Here is an 18,308-nt window from a genome sequence, read left to right as displayed (position 1 = left end):
AAACTGCTGTTAGCGTTCGCTGGTGGCGCGCAGATTGTCTGAGGTGTAGAAGTCGCGTTTCAGACGAGGGTTGTTGGCGCTATCGGTCAGCCAGCGATGGTCGTTCTTGCCGGTACCAATTGATGTCATGTCGTACAGGTAGCGACCATCAACGAGGTTGTATTGCGCCTGGGCTTCCATATCGCAGGTGCCAGTCTCGTAGACCGGGATCGTGTAACCCTCGCGGACTTTCCAGATTTGCCCTTGCTTGTCGTAATCCACCGCCATCAGCGCGTTCCAGCTGTCTTCGTCGATGTAGAACAGGCGCTTCGGCGCCTGATGGCGCATGCCCTGGCGTACGGTGGCCTCGACCACCCAGACACGGTGCATTTCATAGCGGCGCGATTCGGGGGCGATGAAGTCGCGCTTGGCCACATCCTCGATCTTCGCCGAGTTGTCGTAGGCACCGAACGAGTTGTAGGGCACGAGCATTTCCTGCTTGCCGACCAGCTTCCAGTCGAAGCGATCCATCGGGCCGAAGAACACATTGGACTCATCGATGGTGTACTGGTTATCGAGACCGATTTGCGGCGCATCGTAGGAATACGCCGGCATGCGACGTACGCGGCGCTGGCCCGGGAAGTAGTAGAACGTGGTGGCTTGCTCGCCAGCCTTGGTAGTCACCACCCCGGCCTGCCCGGCAAGGGCTGCGGGGTCGGAGTAGCTGAAGTAGGTCGCGACTTCGAGGCGATCGAATGAGGAAAACAGCGCACTGCCCTTCACTCCCCATGGCGTGTACATGAACCAGTCGGTGGAGGTTCGCAGCCAGTCTTCACTGCCCTTGCGTGGCGAAATCCCGGAAACGGTTTTCGACATATCGAAGCCGACGCCGCGGTAGCGCATTTTCATGTTCCACATGACCTCGGCACCCGAGGTCGGAAACGGAAACGGAATACCGGGCACGTAGGCTTCCTGCAGCGCCAGGCCATCGCCGTCGAGTTTGGCGAAACCGACGTTCTTTTTGGTGTTTTCTGCAACGAAATCGGGTACGCCACAACTGCGACGCGTCGGGTACACATCCATCCGGTAACCCGGAATCTTTTTGAACATTTCCACCTGGCCAGGCGAAAGCTTGCTGGCGTATTTCGCGACGTTGCCCGAATCGATTCTGAACAGCGGTTTGTCGTCCTTGAACTTCCATTGCTGCCCGCGCACTTGGCCATGACTCCAGCTGGCACCCTGTGGGCCTGGTGGCGTCCAGGCCGGAATGACACCATCGGCGCTCGCCGCGACCTCGCCTCCCAGTGGGGTCAATTGGGTACCGAGCAACGCAGGATCCTTTTCTGCCGCTTGCCCCGTACAGATGAAAGCCGATGCGGCGATGGCCGCAATCAGATGTCTGATCCCGCCCCGTGTGAAGACTTCATTATTGGGGCACTCAATTACTGTGTTCATTGGAGGATCCTCGTGGGCCTTGATCAGCAATGTGTCCGTTTTTAAGGCGGTAACACGTTGCCTGCGCTAACCTAATCATCTGACTTGATCAAATGACCAAGTCGTTTGATCAAAGCAAGGCCGGTGCCAAGATCCACAGCGTTGGAAATAGTTGTTTTTTATCAATCGATTGGGGGAACCTCGGGAAGATTTGGCCAACGATGGTTTCTCAAAACGTAGCTAGGTGTTTCGTTGGCACGCACCAAACCGGGAATTAACGAAACACTCGTTACCAATAATGGTGCAACGGTTTCGCAACGCACAGGCATCCATGACGTTTGGCGATTCGTTGCTGTAGCATCCGCTAGCGTCGACACCGCCCACCGCCGCCACGGGGCGTCAGGAAATATTGGAGATTGCTGATCTATGGCCAGAATGGGCGCTGAATTACGCAGGCAGGATTTCGTTGAAGCGACGGTCAAGGTGATTGCCGAACACGGCGTCGCCAATGCGACTACCCGGCGCATTGCGGCGGCGGCCGGTTGTCCCTTGGCATCGTTGCACTACGTGTTCCACACCAAGAACGATCTCTTTTATGCAGTCTACGAATCGCTGTTCAATCTGCCTCATCAAGCCCTGGAGCATGTGCCTGCCGGGACGACAGCCGCTGAAACCGCGGCGGAAGTTTTACGGCAATTGATCACGTGGTTCATCGACCATCCGGACGCGGCCAAGGCGCAGATAGAGTTGTTCTTCTGGGCGATGCGCAATGACCCCGAAATGGCGAGCAAGATCTACTCAGTGGCCATCGAGGCGACGGAGCAGGCGCTGGAACGAGCCATGGGGGCTGAGTTGGAAGAGGCGTTTTTGAAGGCTGTGAGCCGACTGCTGATTCATCTGGTCGATGGGTTGACCATTGCGTGGTCTGCCCATGGCGATCTGCAACGCCTGAGGGCCGAAACCGAGACGGCTTGCACTGCGCTGGCCCTTTTGGTGGCCAGTCACTGAGTGGATCATCAGATGCTGCTGACCAGATGGCCGCCATCCACGGCCAGCACGCTGCCAGTCATGAATGTACCGGCGTCGCTCGCCAGCAGTAGAAAGGGGCCTGCCAGTTCGTGCAGCTCGCCCAATCGGCGCATGGGCACCAGCTCACGAATGTAGCTGTTGCCCTTGTCGCCGTCGAAAAAGTCTTCGTTCATTTCGGTCTTGAAGTAGCCCGGCGCGATGGCGTTGACCCGGATGTTGTACCGCGCAAGCTCCAGCGCCAGTGACTTGGTCAATTGCACCACGCCGGCTTTTGCGGCGCAGTAATGGCTGTAACCGGTTCCGACGCGCAATCCAAGAATCGAGGCAACGTTGACGATGCTACCGCCACGCCCGGCCTTGGCCAGCCGTTGCGCGGCGACCTGAGCCACCCGCCAGACACCGTCCAGATTGGTCGAAAGCATGGCGCGCCACTGCTCTTCACTGATCTCCAGCGGGCGCTGGCCGTTGCCAATGCCGGCGTTATTGAGGACCACGTCGACCACGCCGAAATGCGTCTGGGCAACATCGAAGGCCGCCTCGACGCTGGCCCGGTCAGTGACGTCGAGTGCGACCGACAGCGCCTGGCCGCTCTCCCACTCAATGTCCCTGGCCACTTGTTCAAGCCTTTCGAGGCGCCGCGCAGTCAGAACCACCCGGGCGCCGGCACGAGCGGCGACCCGTGCCAGGTGCGCACCGATGCCGCTGGAGGCACCGGTGATCAACACGGTTCGGTCGGCAAGGGAAAAGTTCTGGGCGAAATCGTGAGTCATCAATACACCTCGAAAAGAATGACGGTACGTCTTGCGCTAGCGCGTTTTACAGGCAGACAGGCCCCCTTCCTCCGGGTTCGGGCCAGGGTATGGGTGATGCGTGGTCGCCCTTATCCTGGCCCTCCCCCGGAGAAAGAGGATTTTTCAGATTTTTTCGATGCGACACTTGCCGGCGGCGACCAGACGCTCCAGCAGCGCCGCCGGTCGGAACCACATCTCGCCGTATTCGCCCTGCACGTGGCGATAGTGGAGGATGCGATTGAGCACCGTGTCCAGGCCCAACTGTTCTGCGTAATGCATCGGGCCGCCGAGATGGGCGGGAAATCCGTAGCCGTTGATCCACACCAGATCAATGTCGCTGGCGCGCAAGGCAATGCCTTCGTCCAGCAAGCGGATCCCCTCGTTGATCATCGTGAACAAGCAACGATCATGGATCTCCAGGTCTTCAATGCAACGCCGGGTAACGTTGAGTTCCCTGGCAAGCTGTTCGGCCAGCGTGACGATCTCTTTGTCTTCCGTACGGCTACGTCCTTCGTAGAGATAAAAGCCACGCCCACTCTTCTGACCGTATCGCCCCAAGGCATACAGTTCTTCAGCGAGGCAGCAATAGCTTTGGTCATGGGCAATGGCCGCGCGATTAGCCTCGCGCATCAAGAAACTCACATCGATACCGGTCAGATCCAGCATGCTGAATACACCCATGTTCAAATCCAGACCGGTCAGCACAGCATCGACCTGTGCCGGTGTCGCCCCCTCCAACACCAGGCGATGGGCTTCGCGGGCATAAGGTTCGAGCATGCGATTGCCAATAGAACCTGCGCCGTTCCCCGAGATGACCGGAAGCTTGCCGATACGCCCGGCGATGTCCATGGCGGTGGCCACCACGTCCGGCGCCGTGGCTTGGCAACGCACAATTTCCACCAGACGCATGACGTTGGCAGGAGTGAAAAAATGCAGACCAATCACATCTTGCGGGCGGGAAACGGTCGCCGCGAGCGCGTCGATATCGAGCGATGAGGTGTTGGTCGCGAGAATGACACCCGGCTTGCAGAACTTCTCCAGAGAGAGAAACACCTGCTGTTTGATTTCCATCTTCTCGCACACCGCCTCGATGACCAGGTCGGCATCAGACAGGTCTGCATAGTCGAGCGTGCCAAACAACAACTCCATCCGCTGTTGCACTTGTACGGCGCTCAGCTTTCCGCGCTTGACGCTAAGTTGATAGTTTTCGCGAACTCGCTTGAGGCCACGATTCAGCGTACGACCATCTAGGTCCATTAACGCCACGGGAATGCCGACATCGGCGAAGTTCATGGCGATACCACAACCGAGGGTGCCGGCACCGATTACCGCAATCTTGTTGATCTTGCGCAGTGCAACGGCTGCCTCGATCTGCGGAATACGCCGGGCTTCACGTTCAGCGAAGAACACATGGCGCAGCGCCCTGGACTGGCGTGACGCCTCAGCCTGCTTGAACAACGTCAGTTCCCGCACGAGCCCTTCTTCCATCGGCAACAGGCAGGCTGCTTCCAACGCAGAGAGCACCAGACGTGGCGCCAGACGGCTTTTCCAGCGGGGTTCATGCTCAACGCGGTAACGCTCGAGGAAATCATCCGGCAGGTCTTCGGCGGGGTTTGGCCAGGCCTCTGCCGGCCGCGCGGGGGCGCCGCAGTCGATCAGCTCATGGGCATAAGCACGCGCTTCATCCAGCAACTGCTCGGCACTGGCGGCGATGCGGTCGAGGATGCCTAGCATGCGAGCGCGCTCAGCATCGATCTGTTCACCGGACAGAATCAGGTTCAGTGCCGATTCGGCGCCGATCAGCCTGGGCAGGCGTTGGGTTCCGCCAGCGCCGGGTAACAGGCCCAGATTGATTTCCGACAGTCCCATCCGCGCACCCGGCTCGCCAATCCGGTATCCACAGGCCAGGGCCAGCTCCAGCCCTCCTCCCAGCGCCAGTGTGCCAAGCGCGGCAACCAATGGTTTATGGATTTCGCTCAGGCGTGTCAGGGTACCGGGCAAGCTGGGTTCGGCAAAGCAGGCCTCGGTGCCAAACTCCTTGATATCGGCACCGGCACTGAACAGCCCCTGTGCGCCATAGAGAATAATGGCCCCCACGGTAATGTCGGCAGCAGCGCGCTCGCAGGCATTGATGAGAGCTGCGCGCAATGACTGATCGAGTGCGTTGACCGGTGCACGGTTCAGGCCTATCAGGGCCAGACCGTCTTCGACACGATAGTGGATGAGGTCGCACATTGGGGAGCCCTTACTGGCATTTCCAGGGTATTGAAATCGGCGTTCTTCAGCTCGGAAACGGCGGTTTATCAAAAACTTCTGAAGACTTCGCCCATGCTGGCGACGGGATAATTCGGCTGGGAGACCGCCACGTGCCTGGATACCGCGGAGCCAAAAGCGCCATAAGAACCCCGCGAGTAGAAGCTATGAATGGAGTAAATGGCGAGTGAGATCAGGGTCACGGCCAGGCAGGAAAAAAGAATCGGGCGCATCGGAAACCTCCGTCATCTGGCGGGAGCCAAATGCAGTGTCTTTTGTTATTGAGGGTTTCGATTCTGGGTACTGGCAGATGCAAAAGCTTGGCAGATCACGCCATGTTTTTTGCAGATCATGACACTCAAAAACATTATTGATGTGGGCAAGCTTGAGAGCCACAACTGAGCAAATAATGTCTCAAATGAAGTAATCTCCTCCTGTTCTGTGGTTTTCGTTGCAGTAATGAGCTTTTCCTGCACAATTCCAGCATTGAAATTCGATCCGAGACCTACTGATGTCCCTGACTCCCCAAGACGAAAGACTCATCAAGGCGTTGGCTCTGGCCATCGTTGATCGCCCTCGTGCGACGCTCAAGGAACTGGCTGAAGCCGCTGGCGTGAGCAAGGCCACCCTGCACCGCTTTTGCGGCACCCGTGACAACCTGGTGCAGATGATGGAAAGCCATGGAGAGACGGTGCTCAACCAGATCACCACCACGACCGACCTGTTGCACGGCGAGCCGGTGGAAGCGCTGCGAAGTCTGATCAATGAGCACTTGGCGCATCGTGAAATGCTGGTCTTCCTGCTCTTTCAGTATCGCCCCGACACCTTCGCGGTAAATGGCGAAGGTGATCGTTGGCAGTCTTATGCAGATGCCCTTGATGCATTCTTTCTGCGCGGCCAGCAATTGGGCGCCTTCCGCATTGATGTCACCGCTGCGGTCTTCACTGAACTGTTCCTGACCATGATCTTCGGCATGGTCGATGCGGAACGCCGTGGGCGCGCGGCAAGTGCCAACTCAGCCAATGTGCTGGAGCAGATGTTCCTGCATGGCGCTGCCTGCGTAGTACGTCCCCAATAATCCCTACTCCTCACTCCTCCAAAAAAAGAGCCCCGCGACCTGACGGTCCACGGGGCTAAAAAAACAGGTTGGATGCGCCAACCCAAGGAGCGCTTGCCAGCGTCTTATCTGGCCATTGCTTGCGATGACCATCCCCCGCCCAGCGAGCGGAACAGATCGACCAAGGCAATCTGACGCTGAGTGCTGACCTCAATGAATGCCGTCTCGTTGACGAAGTTGGCGCGCTGGGCGTCGAGGTAACGCAGGTGACTGTCGATGCCGCCTTCATAACGGGCCTTGGCCAGTTTCAGCGTCTCGCTGCTGGTATTGGCCAGCGCGCGTCGGGCGGCTTCCTCCCGGCGCAAGGTGTCGGTAGCGGCCAGTGCATCGGCGACCTCGCGGAACGCCGTCTGAATCGTGCCCTCATACGCCGCCACCGCAGAGTCCTTGCGGGCTTCGGCCAGACTCAACCCCGCTCGATTGCGTCCGGCATCGAACAACGGCAACGACAGGTTGGGGACAAAGCTCCAGGAACGTGATCCACCGTCGAACAAACCGGACATTTGCGCGCTGGAGGTGCCGAAGCTGCCCGTCAGACTGATACGCGGGAAGAACGCCGCGCGCGCCGCACCAATGTCAGCATTGCGCGCCTGCAGACGATGCTCGGCGGCGAGAATGTCCGGTCGGCGTTCGATCAGCGTCGAGGTGGTGTCAGGCGCGATGTCTTGAACCAGCATCGGCTCCTTCTGCAACCGTTCGGGAATCGACTTCGCCGCATCTTTGGTGCCGAGCAACAGAACCAGCGCGTTAAAGGCCTGTTGCTTCTGCCGCAGATTGCTTTCCTGCTCTGCGCGCGATTGCTCCACCAATCCCAGTGCTTCCTGGTAATCCAGCGCGGTCGCCGTACCGTTCGAGCGGCGCTGGCTGATCAGGACAAACGAGTACTCGCGGCTGATCAGGGTTTGTTGCGTCAGATCCAGACGACGTTGGGCGCCATCGTGAACCAGATAAGCCTGGCTGACCTCGGCGATCAGTGCGATCTGCGCCGCGCGTGCGGCTTCTTCGGTGGCCAGGTACTCTTGCAACGCGGAGTCACTGAGGCTCTTCACCCGACCGAACAGATCCAACTCGTACTCAGGCAGCGACAGGCCGACCTGATAGTTGCTGGCAACGCCCGCCCGGCCGTCGTTGGCCAAATCCGCCGGCAAGCGCTGGCGATTGCCCACTGCGTTGGCATTCAACCCCGGTACCCGATCGGCACGCTGGATGCGGTATTGCGCCCGGGCCTGCTCGATATCCAGAAGCGTCTGGCGCAGTGAGCGGTTGTTCTCGAGAGCGATCACCACCAGGCGGCGCAGGTCGGGATCGACGATAAACGTCTGCCACACCAGTTGGTTGATCGGACTGCCCTGCTTCATCGACTCACCCGCCCAGTTATCCGCAACCGGCGCAACGGGCCGCTCATAAGTGGGCGCCAACGAGCAACCACCCAGCAGCATGGCGATCACCAGCGTAGAAAAAGCTGAAATACGCATGAGTCACTCCTGAGTCAAAGCGGGTTGTTCAATGGGGGCCGGTTTACTACGCAGCATCGATAGCACCCAGACAAAACAGATCGGTACGAACAGCACACCCAGCAACGTCGCGCTGAGCATGCCGCCGATCACACCGGTACCGATTGCACGCTGACTCGCCGCCCCGGCCCCGGTCGCCAACGCCAGCGGCACAACGCCGAGGATGAAAGCCATGGAGGTCATGACAATCGGCCGGAAGCGCAGGCGTGCGGCCTCGATGGCAGCGTCGCGCAGGCTGTAACCTTTCTCCCAAAGTTCTTTGGCGAACTCGACGATGAGGATTGCGTTCTTCGCTGCCAGACCGATGATGGTGATCAGGCCAACCTTGAAGTACACGTCGTTAGGCATGCCGGCGACCATCACCGCGAGTACCGCACCGATGGCACCGATCGGCACGATCAGCATCACGGTCAGGGGAATTGCCCAACTTTCATAGAGTGCGACCAGCAACAGGAACACCACCAGGATCGCGAGCGCGAACAGTTGCGTCGCCTGACCGCTGGAGACCTTTTCCTGATACGACAGCCCGGTCCACTCGTAGCTGAAACCCGCCGGCAATTGCGCGGCGATTCGCTCCATTTCCGCCATGGCTTCACCGGTGCTATATCCCGGCCCGGCATCACCGACGATTCGGATCGACGGATAACCGTTGTAGCGCACCAGTTGCACCGCACCTTCCTCCCAGTGGGTGGTGACGAAGGCGCTGAGCGGCACCAGATTGCCCGCGCTGTTGTGCACGTACAGTTTGAGCACGCTTTCCGGGGTCATCCGGTCGCCCTGCTCGGCCTGCACCACCACACGCTGCTGACGGCCAGCGTTGGTGAAGTCGTTGATCACCTCCGAACCGAACGCGGCTGACAATGCACGGCTGATCGACTCGAAACTCACACCCAGGGTGCGGGCCTTGTCACGGTCGATCACCACCCGCAATTGCGGCGACTCGGCCAGGCCTTCCATCATTGCGTAGAGGATTTTCGGGTTGCCATTGGCCTGCCCTAACAACTGATCGCGGGCTGCGATCAATGCTTCGCGGCCCAGGCCAGCGCGATCCTGCAGGCGCAGCGCAAAACCGCCGGAGTTGCCCAGGCCATCAATCGGTGGCGGAGGCACCGCCATCACTGCACCGTCGTTGGTCACGGCAAATTGCTCGTTCAGCGCCATGACTTCCGCCATGGCCGATTGATCTTCGCCACGCAGCGACCAGTCCTTGAACACCGGGAATGCCAGCGCGGCGTTATCGCCCATCCCGGAGAAACTGAAGCCCGACACCAGGAACGTCGACTGGACCGCGTCACGGGAGGCAAGATACCGCTCCAATTGTTCACCGGTGGCTTCGGTACGGGTACGGGTCGCGCCCGGTGGCAACTGGACGTCGACGATCATGTAGCCCTGGTCCTCCACGGGCACAAACGACTCCGGCAAGCGCAGATAGAAGTAACCGAGCATCGCAATGATGCCCACGTACACCAACATCATCCGGCCGGCACGCGACACCAGCCCGTTGTTCAGGATCGAGTAACGCTCGGTGAGCCGGGCAAAGCCACGGTTGAAGGCGCCGAAGAAACCGCGCTTTTCATGGTGTCCCTGAGGAATCGGCTTGAGCAGCGTGGCACACAGCGCCGGAGTGAACGTCAGCGCCAGGAAGCCCGAGAACAGAATCGACACTGCCAGCGACACCGAGAACTGCTGATAGATCACACCCACCGAGCCGGACATGAACGCCAGTGGCATGAACACCGCCGACAGCACCAGGGTGATGCCGATGATCGCTCCCGATACTTGTCCCATCGCTTTGACCGTGGCGTCGACCGGAGACAGCCCCTCCTCGGCCATGATCCGTTCAACGTTTTCCACCACCACGATGGCGTCGTCCACGAGAATGCCGATCGCGAGCACCATGCCGAACATGGTCATCATGTTCACCGAGAAGCCCAGCAGATACATCATCAGCAGCGTGCCCAGCAGACACACCGGCACCACAATCGACGGGATCAACGTGTAGCGAATGTTCTGCAGGAACAGGAACATCACCAGGAATACCAGCACCATCGCCTCGATCAAGGTATGGATCACCTTCTCGATAGCGACATCGACGAAACGCGAAGTGTCGTAGGGGACGGAATATTCCACGTCGTCCGGGAAATAGGCGGACAGTTCGGCCAGGCGTTCCTTGACGGCCGTCGCGGTCTTGATCGCGTTGGCGCCGGGGGACAATTGGATCGCCGCCGCCACCGCCGGTCTGCCATTCAGACGCGAGTTGAAGTTGTAACTCTCTTGGCCGACTTCCACGCGGGCGACATCCGCCAGTTTGACCGTCGAGCCGTCCTCGTTGGCGCGCAGAACGATGCGTGCGAATTCTTCCGGATTATCCAGAGTTCCTTTCACCGCCAGCGTGGCTGTCAGCTCCTGCTGGCTGCTGGTCGGCGTACTGCCGAAGCTGCCGGCCGGCACCTGCACGTTCTGCTCGCGGATGGCTGTGCTCACGTCATCGATGGACAGCCCGTAACCCACCAGTTTCTGCGGGTCGATCCAGACGCGCATGGCTGCTTCAGAGGAGAAGAATTGCAGCTTGCCGACGCCCGGCACCCGGCGCAGTTCGTTGTTGATGTTGCGTGCGGCATAGTCACCCAGAGCGGTCGTATCGCTGTGCTGGGTGCCTTCCTTGTAGTTGAGCGCATAGATCAGCAGGAAACCGGCACTGGTCTGCTCCACCTCCAGCCCTTGGGTGAGCACGGCTTGCGGCATGCGTGCTTCAGCCTTTTTCAGGCGGTTTTGCACGTCAACCTGGGCCAGCTGCGGATCAGTGCCTGGCTGGAAAGTGACCACGATCTCGGCAATGCCGTTGGAGTTGTTGGTCGACTCAAAATAAAGCAGGTCCTTGGCGCCATTGAGCGACTCCTCGATCACGCTGGTGACCGAGTCCACCAACACTTTCGCCGAGGCACCAGGATAGGTAGCCGTTACCCTGATTTGCGGCGGCGCGACATTGGGGTACTGCGCCACCGGCAGCATCGGGATGACCAGCAGACCGGCCAGAGAGATGAACAACGCCACCACCCAGGCAAAGTTCGGGCGCTTGATGAAAAACTGAGACATCGGAATATCCTCGCGGCGACTGCGCCCTTACTGTTTCGACTCAGGCAGCTGAGCCTGGGCGTGAGACTGGCCCGGTGCGACCTTGGCGCCCGGTTGCAGGCCGGCAAGTCCGCCGACAATCACCTGATCGCCCGCCTTCAATCCCTCACTGATCTGCCAGCGCGAACCCTGCATGGCACCGGTGACCACATTGCGTGACTCGACCCGGTCGTCTGCGCCTACCACCATCACCTGGGCGCCGCCATCGCTGCCGCGTTGCACCGAGCGTTGCGGCACGAGAATGGCCTGGTTGTCAGTGCCTTGTGGCGTGCGCACGCGCACAAACATGCCCGGCAACAGGACACCGTCGGTATTGGCAAACTTGCCGCGCAACGATACCTGGCCGGTGCCACGATCCACCGCGACATCGGTAAACATCAGTGCACCCTGGCGCTCGTAGGGTGTGCCCTCGACACGAATCGACAGCGCCTTGTTGTCGTCGGCGGAGAGCTTTCCGCCCATGAGCGATTCGCGCAGACGCAGTGCATCGGCCGCCGACTGGGTGAAATCGACATACACCGGATCAAGCTGTTGAATCCGCGCCATCAACGTCGCGTCCCCCTGACCGACCAGGGCACCTTCGGTTACCAGTGCACGGCCGACGCGGCCAGAAATCGGCGCAGTCACCGAGGCATAACCGAGGTTCAGCCGGGCGCTTTGCAGATCGGCCTGGGCCGAACGGGTTGCCGCCTGAGCACTGCGCAGGTCAGCCATGGCACTGTCGAAATCCTGTTGGCTGACCGCCTCGATCTTCACTAGCGGTTCATAGCGCTTGACCCGTGCCTGTGCCTCAAGCGCAACGGACTGGGTGCGGGCCAGTTCACCTTCGGCGCGCGATAAAGCCGCTTTGAGCGGCGCCGGGTCGATCTGGAACAGCAGGTCCCCGGCTTTGACGTCAGCGCCCTCTTCAAAACGTTTTTGCATCACGATGCCGGGCACCCGTGCGCGCACTTCAGCGACCCGCATGGGTTCCACCCTGCCCGGCAGCTCCGAAGTCAGCGCCAAAGGCTCAGTCTTCACCGCCAGCACTTCTACCGGGCGCGCCACTTCGGCCACACCCGCTTGTTCATTCGCCGGCCCACATCCTGCCAGCGCAATGGCTACTGCCAGCGAGCCCGCCATCCTTACTGCACGCAAATTGCCCATAACTCACCCAAGGCTTGATTGAATTTGGTGCGAATGCTACTTTCTAAACCCTAATGAGTCAAATATGTCTCATATGAGAAATATGTGAACCTTATATGAACATCGCTTGAGGCTTGGTGATGAACCCGATTTCCCATGATGAACACCTGCTCAAGACGCTGACCGTGGCGGTCGTCAACCGACCGCGGGCAACGATGAAAGAGTTGGCGCAATTGGCAGGCGTGAGCAAGGCGACCCTGCACCGCTACTGCGGAACACGGGAAAACCTGGGGCAGCAACTGGAGGAATACGCCGAGGGCACGCTCAATCTGATTATCCGCAGCGCCGGTTTACAGCACCTGGAACCGCTGGACGCGCTACGCCGATTGATCCGGAAGCATCTCGCCCATCGCGAACTGCTGGCCTTTCTGATGGCGCAATACCGCCCTGACTTCCTTGACTTTGAACGGGGTGACACACGCTGGCAGTTTTACCTGGAGGCGCTGGATGGGTTCTTCCTGAGAGGCCAGCAAAAAGGGTTGTTTCGCATCGACATCACCGCAGCGATTTTTACCGAGCTGTTCATCACGTTGGTCTATGGCCTGGTGGATGCCGAACAGCGCGGGCGTGCCGCCAATGCTGATTCGGCACGAACGCTCGAGCAGATGTTCCTGCATGGAGCGCTGTCTGGCGGCGAGTTCCGCGAGCACTCATCTGTGCAGGAAAGAACGCTTTAATCCTCAGAAATGCGTGAAGGCATCGCTGATGCTGGCAACCGGTGGGTGATTGGTATGATGAACAACAGTGTGGTTAGCGGGCCGAGGCTGAAAATAAAGCGCACCCGAAATCAGCGCGAGCACCAGGAAAACGAACAGGAACCGACGCATCGAATACCTCCATCGTCCGGCCTTGGGCCGAACGCAGGTCTTTTGTTATTGGTGGTTCGAGTCTGGTCTCGGAACAAGGGTGAAAGCTTTGCAAATCGCGCCAGAGATTTTGCAAATCGTGCCAGTACTCCTCAGGCCAAAGGCTGTGCTTCATTCGGGGGGGCGAGATAATGTCCACTGTCCGTGGCACTGCTCTGCTGGGGTTCAAGGAGTTCTCTGTCAGTCAGGGCATCGATCCGGATTCGGCGCTGGCTGAGGTTCATCTGCCCGAAGACCCGCTGAATGCTCAACTATCCGGCGCGCAGTTCAACGCCTTGGTCGAGTTGTGTGCGGTGCGTTCGAACAATCCCCTGTTCGGCTTACAGTTTGGCTTGCGCCAGGGCACGCAAAGTCTCGGCACCCTGCTGTACGCCATGCGCAGTACAGCCCATGTGGGCGAGGCGCTGAATCTGCTGACACGTTATTTCCATATACATAGCGACGGCGCGCTAGTGCGCCTTGAACGCCAGGCCGGCAGTGCCCTGCTTTTGTACGAAGTCACTGACGGAACGTTGGTCTCGGTACGTCAGACGGTGGAGTTGGCGATGGGAATTGCCGCTTGCTTGCTCCGCGAACTGCTGGGACACGCCTGGAAACCGAGAGCTCTGATTTTGCGCCACTGTGCTCCGGCCAACCGCATTGCCTATCGCGCGCTGCTGGGTGTCCCCCCGCGCTTTGACAGTCCCTTCAATGCCTGGGTCTTTGATGAGTCATTGCTGGCGATACCTCTGGAAGCGACAGACACCAGGTGTCAGCAATTGGCCCAGCAACACATTGACGAGCTTGCGCGCGTGACGCTGCAAGAGTTGCCGTCTTACGTGCAAAAACGGCTGCGTAATGAACTTGCCAATGGCCCGGTCACGCTTCGCGACATGGCGGTGTACATGATGATCAGCCCGCGCACCTTGCAACGCTATCTTCGGGCGCAAGGCACGCGATTTCAGGAACTGCTGGACGACACGCGCCAGGCGATGGCCGCGCGCTACCTCTGCGATTCGTCGATCAACCTTACGCAACTGGCAAGCCTGCTGGGTTATGCCGATCTGAGCACATTTTCCCGCGCCTTCACTCGCTGGTACGGCATCAGCCCGCAAAAGTGGAAGCAGCGCATGCAGCACACTCATCGGTAAATGACATGCCTTCCAATCCGTTCATTCGTGCACTCAGCCTGGCGGGATTCGATCAATTCGCCCGGCGTCAAGGCCTGGACCCGAGCCAGATGCTGCGTCGGGCTTCTGTGCCTGTGGCTTCTCTGCAGCGCCCGGAAGATATCCTGTCCTTCCAGCACTATTGCGGCTTGCTGGAGCTGTGCCAACAGCGTTCGAATACCCCGTTGTTCGGCCTGGAATTTGGGCTCTATCAAGGGGTCGACGTCTTCGGTGATATTTTTTTCCTGATTCACAACTCCCGAACCATCGGCGATGCCTTGCTCGAGCTGCGCGCCAATTTCGCGCTGTACAACGGCGCGGCACACATCGATCTGGAGGTTTTCGAGGGCGTTGCTTTGCTTGGCTACCGGACCGATGAGGCGGCGATTGGCGGATTACCTCAAGCAGAAGAACTGGCGTGTGGTGTCGGTCTACAACTGATGCGAACCTTGGCCGGGGATCAATGGCAACCCGAGGCGGTAATGCTCCGTCATCCCCCCCTTGCAGATGAGCGGGTCTATCGGCAGGCGCTGGGTATCACACCGACCTTCTCTGCAGCGCACACTGGTCTGCTATTCGACGCATGCGTGCTGGCGCAGCCGCTGGATTGCGCCAGCGAAACCCTGCATCAACTCATCGCTCAACATCTGTCGGGCATGGAACGCTTGTCGGCAGACGAGATGCCCGGCTACATCAGACAATTGCTGCGCAATCTGTTGCCTAGCGGTCGTGCGACGATCGATAGAGTGGCCGACTGCATGGCAGTCAACCCGCGGACCTTGCAACGCCATTTGGCTCAAGAAGGCACGTCATTTCAGCAGTTGCTGGATGAGACACGCCAGCAATTAGTGCGCAATTACCTGCAGGTCCCGACGATCAGTCTGACGCAAGTGGCGCATCTGCTGGGTTATGCCGATGTCAGCACATTCTCGCGTGCGTTCCATCGCTGGTTTGGTGTGTCCGCGCTGGAATGGTGCAGGCAGTCGGGGTTTAGCAGGCAGCCGTTGCTGCTTCAGAGCCGAGTGAAGGATCGGTCGTGAACGTATCCAGTGTGCATGCACTCAAATTGGGTCGAAAGCGGCAGATCGGACGATAGGCTTCGGGAACAGCAACATTAGCCTCAATTACTTATCCAATTCTCGCGTCAGTTAGCCCAAAAGTGTTGCGTATGAACAAGTAATTTCATGCAACAAAACCGGATTTCGACTTATCGCAACATGGATATGTAATATTTTTCTAAAAAAACAATAAATTCAAAGAGTAATGAATCGCACAACCATCCGAACATTCCTACTATCGACCACATTATATTTCAAGATTAGTCCAGCGGACGCAGGTTTTCGAGGATCCCTTTCATTCGATGCTCTTGCTTGTGGTGGAAAATGCAGGACGATCTCTGATGAATCAACCTATGTGCGTGCGGTGTGTCGATTTTACTGTCGATGGAAAACTACACGCTATCGGGAAGCTGCAAGGTGAAGCGGCTACCGCCATTCGGATTGGGCTCATGTCGAATGCCCCATCCAAGGTGATCTACAACACGTTCGACGGTGGATAGGTCCAAGCCCGAGCCACCCGTGAAATCATCAGCGCCCCTAAAGCCGATTTGGGATTTGACAGGCATTCCTCGCATTTCTGATTGAGCTGTTCCCTTCAACGCCACCTTGGGATGAACTAATCAACAAAGTCGTGGGCGCGAGGCAGGAAAAAGGCATTTTGACGGTTTCTGAATGATCTGGCCCAGAGTATGTAAAAACGCCGTCGCGAACACTTGCTATGGTTTTTGAGGGTTTCGTCGCAGGGATCGCCTATGAAGCGCTTTATCCAATGTGAACATCGAGGCCAAGACACCTTTACTTCCCGAGAGCCTTGATGACTATGCCCACGATGCCAATCCGGTTCGCGTAGTCGACATCTTGGTCTACGATCTCGACCTCCACCGTTATCGTTCCTGCCCCCTCTTCACTCTACTAATACCGGGACAGACCACATGCGTAGGCTCTGAGGTATTGTCCCTCCTGAGTTGACAGTAAAACCGTTTCCACCCCCTTTTCCTTTTTTCATAGATCATTAATCTGAACAATTTCGAAAGCGCATACAACAAAGGGCCCTTGAAGGGCCCTTCGTTTCTACAACTTCGCCTGTGTGAGGTTTTTTGTAGACCTTCACCTGGCGGGGCTTATGCGTGCCGACACTTTAGGGTTAGAGCCGAGTAAAACACCCTGTGGAGCGTAACTCTATCTCCCCCCCTCGGCTAACTCGTTCGGGCAGGGTTACTAACTGCGAACAGATCCTGACTCAAACCACCGTGACAGCCGCATTCAACATCAACACCACAATCAAACCGACCACGGCTACGATGGATTGAACCACCGAAATGGTCTTGGTGGCTTCGCCCATAGTCATGCCGAAGGATTCCTTCACCATCCAGAAGCCCGCGTGGTTCGCATAGTTGAAGAACAGCGAGCCGCAGCCTATGGACAAGGCAAGCAGAGGCAGGTTGAGGCTGGGATCAGCACCTGCAAGCGGCGCCAGCAAGCCAGCAGCACCAACGATACCGACAGTGGCAGAACCGGTAGATACCGAGAGCAACATCGCGATCAACCAACCCAAGATCAGCGGAGGGAACGCAGACTGCTGAGTCAGGTGCACAATGGCATCGCCCACCTTGGCGCTGGTCAACAGCTCCTGAAAGGCACCACCGCCGGCGATGATCATGATGATTGAGGCGATTGGCTTGAGGCTCTTGCCCAGGGATTCGCGCAATTGCCCCGCATCGCCGCCCCGCGCGAGTACCAGACTTGCCCCTGCGAACAGCACGCCCAGGAGCATGGCGATCAGGGGATTGCCCAAGAAACTAGCCATTTTCAGGATCGCATTGTCCTTGGGTAATACCATCTCAGCGACGGCATGAATCAGCATCAGGATCGCCGGTAGCAAGGCTGCCAGCACGCCAAGGCATACGCTGGTGCTTGGTTGATCGTCGGCTTTTTCAGCCAGGGTGAACTGATCTAGCAAAACCTGATCGGGCCGAGTGCTCATGCGCGGCGAAATGAATGCGCCATAAAGCGGGCCGCCTAAAATCATTGCAGGAATAGCCGCAAGGAAGCCATAGAGCATTGTGGGCCCAACCGAGGTTTTGAGCGCGGCGATGGCCGTCAAGGGGCCAGGGTGCGGCGGTACCATCCCGTGCATGGCTGCAAGTGCCGCAATCACCGGAACACCCACATACACATAGGCTGAACCTTTGAAGCGAGCCTGGCTTTCCAGCTTTCGCGCCACGCTGAATATCAGCGGCAGCATGATCACCAAGCCCACCTCGAAAAACATGGGAATGCCAATTACAAATGCAACCATCATCATGGCCCAAGGTATCATCCGATCCGATGTTCGCTTGAGGATGACCTCGGCGACCTGCTCTGTGACACCTGCGTCAGCAAGAATTTTGCCTAGCATCGCTCCAAGCGCGATTACGACCCCTACTGCCCCCAGTGTCTTTCCGACGCCGGTGATCAAGTGGGAGACTATGGTTTCTGGTTCCATACTGGTTGCAAAGCCAACGCCAACGGAAACTACTAGCAAGGCCAGGAGCGGGTGCATTTTGAGACGCGACACGATGAGCGCCACCAGCACCAGGACGCTCACCAATGCGGTCAGTAAGAGGTCTACATCTAAGGGAGTCATGAAAGGATCTCGGCTGGGCTGGCGCTCAAACTGCACTCAGATTTGAAAGAGAAGTTTGAAACCGTAACGCCTGTCGGCGCACGCAATAAACCAAACATCGTTTGGGTGCTTTCAACTTCGGCATTGGATGACGTGTTCATGGAATCTACTCTCTTGTAATTGGAATATGCTGC

15 protein-coding genes and 2 pseudogenes are annotated in these 18,308 nt (G+C 58.3%); 6 read left to right on the top strand and 11 right to left on the bottom strand.

The window, feature by feature from the left end:
• Nucleotides 1-9: 9 nt before the first annotated feature.
• A complete protein-coding gene (locus PGR6_RS14325; protein ID WP_019578907.1) occupies nucleotides 10-1,434 on the bottom strand; it encodes a DUF1329 domain-containing protein in 1,425 nt (474 codons plus the stop codon).
• Between the two features lie 405 nt (nucleotides 1,435-1,839).
• Here PGR6_RS14325 and PGR6_RS14320 point away from each other — a divergent pair, with 405 nt between their 5' ends.
• Entirely contained in the window at nucleotides 1,840-2,421 is a 582-nt protein-coding gene (locus PGR6_RS14320) for a TetR/AcrR family transcriptional regulator (protein ID WP_177343085.1), read from the top strand.
• An 8-nt stretch (nucleotides 2,422-2,429) separates the two neighbouring features.
• Here PGR6_RS14320 and PGR6_RS14315 read toward each other — a convergent pair whose 3' ends face one another.
• Together PGR6_RS14315 and PGR6_RS14310 are read right to left on the bottom strand one after the other, a co-directional pair.
• Nucleotides 2,430-3,212 carry an SDR family NAD(P)-dependent oxidoreductase gene (locus PGR6_RS14315; protein WP_064617855.1) on the bottom strand — a complete coding sequence of 261 codons (783 nt, stop codon included), beginning with the start codon at nucleotides 3,210-3,212 and terminating at the stop codon, nucleotides 2,430-2,432.
• A 144-nt stretch (nucleotides 3,213-3,356) separates the two neighbouring features.
• Nucleotides 3,357-5,468 carry an enoyl-CoA hydratase/isomerase family protein gene (locus tag PGR6_RS14310; RefSeq protein WP_064617853.1) on the bottom strand — a complete coding sequence of 704 codons (2,112 nt, stop codon included), beginning with the start codon at nucleotides 5,466-5,468 and terminating at the stop codon, nucleotides 3,357-3,359.
• Between the two features lie 529 nt (nucleotides 5,469-5,997).
• Between PGR6_RS14310 and PGR6_RS14300 the strand changes: the two genes are divergently transcribed.
• Nucleotides 5,998-6,564: a TetR/AcrR family transcriptional regulator gene (locus PGR6_RS14300; protein ID WP_019578903.1), complete on the top strand. Its 567-nt coding sequence runs from the start codon at nucleotides 5,998-6,000 to the stop codon at nucleotides 6,562-6,564.
• A gap of 104 nt (nucleotides 6,565-6,668) precedes the next feature.
• On the opposite strand, the gene PGR6_RS14295 is transcribed toward PGR6_RS14300, so the two are convergent.
• Genes PGR6_RS14295 through PGR6_RS14285 form a run of 3 tightly spaced genes read right to left on the bottom strand, consistent with a single transcriptional unit; the run spans nucleotide 6,669 to nucleotide 12,398 of the window.
• On the bottom strand, nucleotides 6,669-8,078 hold the full coding sequence (locus tag PGR6_RS14295; protein WP_064617851.1) for an efflux transporter outer membrane subunit: 1,410 nt from the start codon (nucleotides 8,076-8,078) through the stop codon (nucleotides 6,669-6,671).
• Nucleotides 8,079-8,081: 3 nt separating this feature from the next.
• Complete coding sequence (locus tag PGR6_RS14290; RefSeq protein ID WP_064617849.1) at nucleotides 8,082-11,213, bottom strand: efflux RND transporter permease subunit; 3,132 nt, start codon at nucleotides 11,211-11,213, stop codon at nucleotides 8,082-8,084.
• A 27-nt stretch (nucleotides 11,214-11,240) separates the two neighbouring features.
• On the bottom strand, nucleotides 11,241-12,398 hold the full coding sequence (locus PGR6_RS14285; protein ID WP_064617847.1) for a MexC family multidrug efflux RND transporter periplasmic adaptor subunit: 1,158 nt from the start codon (nucleotides 12,396-12,398) through the stop codon (nucleotides 11,241-11,243).
• Between the two features lie 119 nt (nucleotides 12,399-12,517).
• On the opposite strand from PGR6_RS14285, the gene PGR6_RS14280 reads away from it, so the two are divergent.
• Entirely contained in the window at nucleotides 12,518-13,114 is a 597-nt protein-coding gene (locus tag PGR6_RS14280; protein WP_064617845.1) for a TetR/AcrR family transcriptional regulator, read from the top strand.
• Between the two features lie 3 nt (nucleotides 13,115-13,117).
• On the opposite strand, the gene PGR6_RS30195 is transcribed toward PGR6_RS14280, so the two are convergent.
• The gene (locus PGR6_RS30195) at nucleotides 13,118-13,264 is read right to left on the bottom strand and encodes a hypothetical protein (protein WP_019578898.1); all 147 of its coding nucleotides are present in this window, start codon (nucleotides 13,262-13,264) and stop codon (nucleotides 13,118-13,120) included.
• 167 nt (nucleotides 13,265-13,431) lie between these two features.
• Between PGR6_RS30195 and PGR6_RS14275 the strand changes: the two genes are divergently transcribed.
• Entirely contained in the window at nucleotides 13,432-14,433 is a 1,002-nt protein-coding gene (locus tag PGR6_RS14275; RefSeq protein WP_064617843.1) for an AraC family transcriptional regulator, read from the top strand.
• 5 nt (nucleotides 14,434-14,438) lie between these two features.
• Nucleotides 14,439-15,491: an AraC family transcriptional regulator gene (locus tag PGR6_RS14270; protein WP_064617841.1), complete on the top strand. Its 1,053-nt coding sequence runs from the start codon at nucleotides 14,439-14,441 to the stop codon at nucleotides 15,489-15,491.
• Between the two features lie 410 nt (nucleotides 15,492-15,901).
• Here the strand turns inward: PGR6_RS14270 and PGR6_RS30760 are convergent, their stop codons facing one another.
• The gene (locus PGR6_RS30760) at nucleotides 15,902-16,075 is read right to left on the bottom strand and encodes an ATP-binding protein (protein WP_408981042.1); all 174 of its coding nucleotides are present in this window, start codon (nucleotides 16,073-16,075) and stop codon (nucleotides 15,902-15,904) included.
• 186 nt (nucleotides 16,076-16,261) lie between these two features.
• On the opposite strand from PGR6_RS30760, the pseudogene PGR6_RS30425 reads away from it, so the two are divergent.
• A pseudogene (locus PGR6_RS30425) lies at nucleotides 16,262-16,388 on the top strand (hypothetical protein); the annotation flags it as partial.
• A 133-nt stretch (nucleotides 16,389-16,521) separates the two neighbouring features.
• Here the strand turns inward: PGR6_RS30425 and PGR6_RS30755 are convergent.
• From PGR6_RS30755 to PGR6_RS29950, 3 genes and pseudogenes are all read right to left on the bottom strand, one after another.
• Nucleotides 16,522-16,641, bottom strand: a pseudogene (locus PGR6_RS30755) (hypothetical protein); the annotation flags it as partial.
• A 108-nt stretch (nucleotides 16,642-16,749) separates the two neighbouring features.
• On the bottom strand, nucleotides 16,750-18,135 hold the full coding sequence (locus PGR6_RS14265) for a GntP family permease (protein ID WP_032833722.1): 1,386 nt from the start codon (nucleotides 18,133-18,135) through the stop codon (nucleotides 16,750-16,752).
• Entirely contained in the window at nucleotides 18,132-18,275 is a 144-nt protein-coding gene (locus PGR6_RS29950; RefSeq protein WP_155944795.1) for a hypothetical protein, read from the bottom strand. The genes PGR6_RS14265 and PGR6_RS29950 overlap by 4 nt, the downstream gene beginning before the upstream one ends.
• Between the last annotated feature and the right edge of the window lie 33 nt (nucleotides 18,276-18,308).

The organism is Pseudomonas sp. GR 6-02, assembly GCF_001655615.1.
In the GTDB taxonomy this organism is placed as follows: Bacteria; Pseudomonadota; Gammaproteobacteria; order Pseudomonadales; family Pseudomonadaceae; genus Aquipseudomonas.
This window is presented reverse-complemented; position numbering and strand designations above follow the sequence as displayed.

Bases quoted from the DNA above. Each gene is read 5' to 3' on its own strand.
- PGR6_RS14285 (WP_064617847.1), bottom strand. From the start codon at position 12,398: ATGGGCAATTTGCGTGCAGTAAGGATGGCGGGCTCGCTGGCAGTAGCC.
- PGR6_RS14310 (WP_064617853.1), bottom strand. From the start codon at position 5,468: ATGTGCGACCTCATCCACTATCGTGTCGAAGACGGTCTGGCCCTGATA.
- PGR6_RS14265 (WP_032833722.1), bottom strand. From the start codon at position 18,135: ATGACTCCCTTAGATGTAGACCTCTTACTGACCGCATTGGTGAGCGTC.
- PGR6_RS14325 (WP_019578907.1), bottom strand. From the start codon at position 1,434: ATGAACACAGTAATTGAGTGCCCCAATAATGAAGTCTTCACACGGGGC.
- PGR6_RS29950 (WP_155944795.1), bottom strand. From the start codon at position 18,275: ATGAACACGTCATCCAATGCCGAAGTTGAAAGCACCCAAACGATGTTT.
- PGR6_RS14280 (WP_064617845.1), top strand. From the start codon at position 12,518: ATGAACCCGATTTCCCATGATGAACACCTGCTCAAGACGCTGACCGTG.
- PGR6_RS30195 (WP_019578898.1), bottom strand. From the start codon at position 13,264: ATGCGTCGGTTCCTGTTCGTTTTCCTGGTGCTCGCGCTGATTTCGGGT.
- PGR6_RS14320 (WP_177343085.1), top strand. From the start codon at position 1,840: ATGGCCAGAATGGGCGCTGAATTACGCAGGCAGGATTTCGTTGAAGCG.
- PGR6_RS14270 (WP_064617841.1), top strand. From the start codon at position 14,439: ATGCCTTCCAATCCGTTCATTCGTGCACTCAGCCTGGCGGGATTCGAT.
- PGR6_RS14295 (WP_064617851.1), bottom strand. From the start codon at position 8,078: ATGCGTATTTCAGCTTTTTCTACGCTGGTGATCGCCATGCTGCTGGGT.
- PGR6_RS30760 (WP_408981042.1), bottom strand. From the start codon at position 16,075: ATGCCTGTCAAATCCCAAATCGGCTTTAGGGGCGCTGATGATTTCACG.
- PGR6_RS14300 (WP_019578903.1), top strand. From the start codon at position 5,998: ATGTCCCTGACTCCCCAAGACGAAAGACTCATCAAGGCGTTGGCTCTG.
- PGR6_RS14315 (WP_064617855.1), bottom strand. From the start codon at position 3,212: ATGACTCACGATTTCGCCCAGAACTTTTCCCTTGCCGACCGAACCGTG.
- PGR6_RS14290 (WP_064617849.1), bottom strand. From the start codon at position 11,213: ATGTCTCAGTTTTTCATCAAGCGCCCGAACTTTGCCTGGGTGGTGGCG.